At 64.4% G+C, this 3,325-nt stretch carries 3 protein-coding genes; 1 reads left to right on the top strand and 2 read right to left on the bottom strand.

Annotation, left to right across the window (positions count from 1 at the left end; translation table 11 throughout):
* Positions 1 to 1,264: 1,264 nt before the first annotated feature.
* Complete coding sequence (locus H7C86_RS36635; RefSeq protein WP_003941078.1) at positions 1,265 to 2,206, bottom strand: GlxA family transcriptional regulator; 942 nt, start codon at positions 2,204 to 2,206, stop codon at positions 1,265 to 1,267.
* A 108-nt stretch (positions 2,207 to 2,314) separates the two neighbouring features.
* On the opposite strand from H7C86_RS36635, the gene H7C86_RS36630 reads away from it, so the two are divergent.
* Entirely contained in the window at positions 2,315 to 2,626 is a 312-nt protein-coding gene (locus tag H7C86_RS36630; protein WP_003941073.1) for a putative quinol monooxygenase, read from the top strand.
* Between the two features lie 291 nt (positions 2,627 to 2,917).
* Here H7C86_RS36630 and H7C86_RS36625 read toward each other — a convergent pair whose 3' ends face one another.
* On the bottom strand, positions 2,918 to 3,082 hold the full coding sequence (locus H7C86_RS36625) for a hypothetical protein (protein WP_003941075.1): 165 nt from the start codon (positions 3,080 to 3,082) through the stop codon (positions 2,918 to 2,920).
* Positions 3,083 to 3,325: the final 243 nt, after the last annotated feature.

The following is a 3,325-nucleotide window of genomic DNA, read 5'->3' as shown; positions in this document are numbered from 1 at the left end:
ACCCGAGCGCCCTGTTGCCCATCCATGCCTCCACGATCACGCATCATGTCACCAGCAGTGATGCGTTGACGTATTGAGAGCAAGTTCCGTTGTCGAGGGCATGGACGCGTGGTTGACAAACCGCTCGTTGCCTTCGCGAAGAGACGTCCAAGCGGAAAGGGGGGCTTGATCGCGGCATCCATCTACCGTGCATACAAAGTCTGGCGACTCACTATCGACACCTGAATTGAGGGCCTGGAACCGTGCGGCGGGGCGCTGGTCGACGATACTAGAACAGTACGAGGGACTGAGCCCGGAAAACAATTTACTGCGGTGCAGGCCGCATTCTCTTAACACCGTGGTGACGGATCGGGCCACCGCTGAGGGTCTGCACCCGAATCGAGGCTACGCGCCGCCACATCCTCAAGAAGATGCACGTCCATTTGTTGACCCCGAGATTCAGTCCGGCCGGAAGGTGTTCGCCGCGAGACTTGTTCGCCCACAATCACACGTCTCAGCCTAGACAGTGATGCGTACCGGAAAGCTGAATTTCTTCTCACCGTGGATATTACGTATTCCTATTGCCGGCGCCGATGGACCGGGATCAGGAATGACCGCTTCCGCTCCCCTGAGATCTATCTACTCAAAAACTGAACTGCTCCCTACACGTAGGGCCGTGGAGTTCGGTCCCAACGCGCAGGGAGCATCTCGTGGCGAACTCATACCTCGACAGGTTTTCGGTTCGGCGTCAGCCCGAATGTTCGCTCAGCTGAGCGAGTTCAGTGCGGTGATGAAAGAGACGGCGGTGATGCCGAGCTTGAGCAGTTCGCTGATCTTGCCGAGATTCAGTTCCTCGAGCGAGTCGGTGCTCAGCGATGCGGTGTCGAAAGAGGCTCTTCCCAGATGAGGGTGTAGGTCGGCCGGGCGCGTCGGTCCGCAGGTAGACGTCGAGGTCTCCCGACGATGGAGGTTCCTACGCCATCCATCCGAAAGACCTCGACGTGACCGACGCTACCCCGCCGGCCGGCTTCGGCCGCCCTGACCTGACCGCCTTCGCGTCTCATCCCAATCGACCCTGATCGAGTCTGCTGACCCCCTCGACGAGAACGCAGCGACATCACAGCCACCCAACCCCGACCGTCCGGGAAGCCGGGACACGTCACATGGCCTGTGCTGCGGGCGTGTCGAGTGGGTCGTCCAGGGGCGACGCAGGAGCGTCGACGCGACGTGCTGAGAGGTGGTTCCAGTCGAGCACTAGGACACCGGCTACAGGCATGGCGATAGGTCAGGAACGGCGTCGCTCCCTACGCAGGAGGGAGCGCAGAGTCTCGGCGTTCGCGTAGCCGACCCGTAGCGCGATCTCGGCGGAGGTGAGGTCCGTGGTTGCTGAGAGGTGCCGAGCTCGTTCGATGCGAAGCCGTTGGACGAAGCCGAGCGGAGTGAGGTTGAGCGCCGCACGGACTCGTCGTTCGAGGGTGCGCCGGCTGGTGCCGAGCGACTGCGCGACGAAGGCGACGTTGAACGGTTCGTCCAGGCGGGCGCGCACGAAGCGTTCGAACTCGACGACGATCGGGTCCTCGTGCCGGAGATGTTCGTAGGCGACGAAGGCCGCCTGCGACGGACGCTCGTCGATGATGAGGAGCTTGGCGACATGTTGGGCCAGGTCGGGGCTGATCGATCGCACGAGTGAGAGCGCGAGGTCGATGTGGGCGAACGCGGCGCCGGCGGTGACGAGGTTCCCGTCGACCACGACCATGGTGTCGAGATCGAGGGCGACGGTCGGATAGCGCTTCAGGAACTCCGGCCCCAGGAACCAGCTGGTCGTCGCCCGCCGATGATGCATCCGTCCGGTCTCGGCGACAGCGAACACGCCGGTGCACGCCGCGGCGATCCGGGTGGTCGCGTCGTCGAGGCGCCCGAGCGAGGCGATGACCGAACGAGCATCTCGGCTCTGGAGGGCGTCGTTGGTAGCGGCGGCCGTGAGGGTTCCAAGCGCAGGGACGACGACCACGTCGAACTCTGCGGACTCCGACAGCGGGTGGTCCACCGACAGGGTCATCGATGCCGTCGTGGTCACTCTCCGTTTCGGTCCGAGGATGGCGAGTTCGATCGGGTCGATCCGCGGGTCGACATCGCCGCGGGCTCCGTCGGCCACCCGCACGATGTCGATGACCGACGCGACAGCCGAACCGAAGCAGCCGTCGATCGCGATCAGTCCGATACGCATGGCGCAAACAATAGCAATACTGCCGTATACGCCACTTCTCACATGCCCTTGCTCGTCATACGCTGAACTCGCTTCACCAAGAAACCTCGACACCTAGGAGAACCCCTCATGTCCACACCCGCATCACTTCCGTATGCCTTCGTCGCCAAGATCGTCGCGGCCGATGGACAGCACGACGCGCTCGCCGATCTGCTCGCCGGCGCTGTCGCGCTCGCCAACGAAGAAGTAGGAACGATTGTCTGGTTCGCGGTCAGGACCCACGCCGACACCTTCTGGATCTTCGATGCATTCCCCGACGAGGCCGCTCGCGACGCCCACGCCAACGGCGCCATCGTCGCAGCCCTGATGGCCAACCAGCACCTCCTCGGCGCAGCACCCGAGATCCTGGCGGCCGACGTCCTCGCGTCCAAGCTCCCGTAGTCCGCCAACGCACGAGACGATCGCGCCCCGCCGAGCCGTCGCCAGGTCGCGACGCAACGCCACGCTGCGTTGCCGAGCGGTGCGAGGCCTATCGGCACACGGACAGGATGCCGGCCGCGAGCGCTCAGCCGGCGAGGGTTCCGTCGCAGAGGAGAGCGACGTCGGTGTCGGGCAGAGCCGTGAGGCCAGCGCATCGCGCGACCACCAGAACCGAACCGCCCCTGCCCTGCGTTTCCGCAGGTCAGGGGCTGTTCGCCGGAGCCGCCTGTCGGAATCGAACCGACGACCTAATCACATCGGCTTTGCGTCTATCGCTTGATGCGCCCACTGGGCGAACGAGCCACTGACCTGCGCAAACGCCGAGCGTGGGGGACGCCGCCATCCGGTGGTGACCGACGTCGACCGACCAGTACCGACCGTTTCACCGGAGCTTGCGGCGGCGTCGAAGCCGAGCAAGCTCCATTCCTTTAGCTCACCGCGCCCTCCTCCTCGCCGGTCCCGTCGTCGTCGAAGACGTTTCAGGGGTCTTCTCAGATGACGGTGTAAGTCGGCCGGGCGCGTCGGTCCGCAGATAGACGTCGAGGTCTCCCGACGACGGAGGTTCCTACGCCATCCATCCGAAAGACCTCGACGTGTCCGACGCTACCCCGCCGGCCGGCTTCGGCCGCCCTGACCTGACCGCCTTCGCTCGACTCGACG

Source organism: Rhodococcus sp. UFZ-B548 (assembly GCF_903819475.1).
GTDB lineage: Bacteria > Actinomycetota > Actinomycetes > Mycobacteriales > Mycobacteriaceae > Rhodococcus_F > Rhodococcus_F erythropolis.
Note: the sequence above shows the minus strand (reverse complement) of the source record. Positions and strands in the feature narration are given on the sequence as shown.

Excerpts from the sequence above, each read along its gene's own strand:
- H7C86_RS36630 (WP_003941073.1), top strand. The coding sequence starts at position 2,315 with ATGTCCACACCCGCATCACTTCCGTATGCCTTCGTCGCCAAGATCGTC.
- H7C86_RS36635 (WP_003941078.1), bottom strand. The coding sequence starts at position 2,206 with ATGCGTATCGGACTGATCGCGATCGACGGCTGCTTCGGTTCGGCTGTC.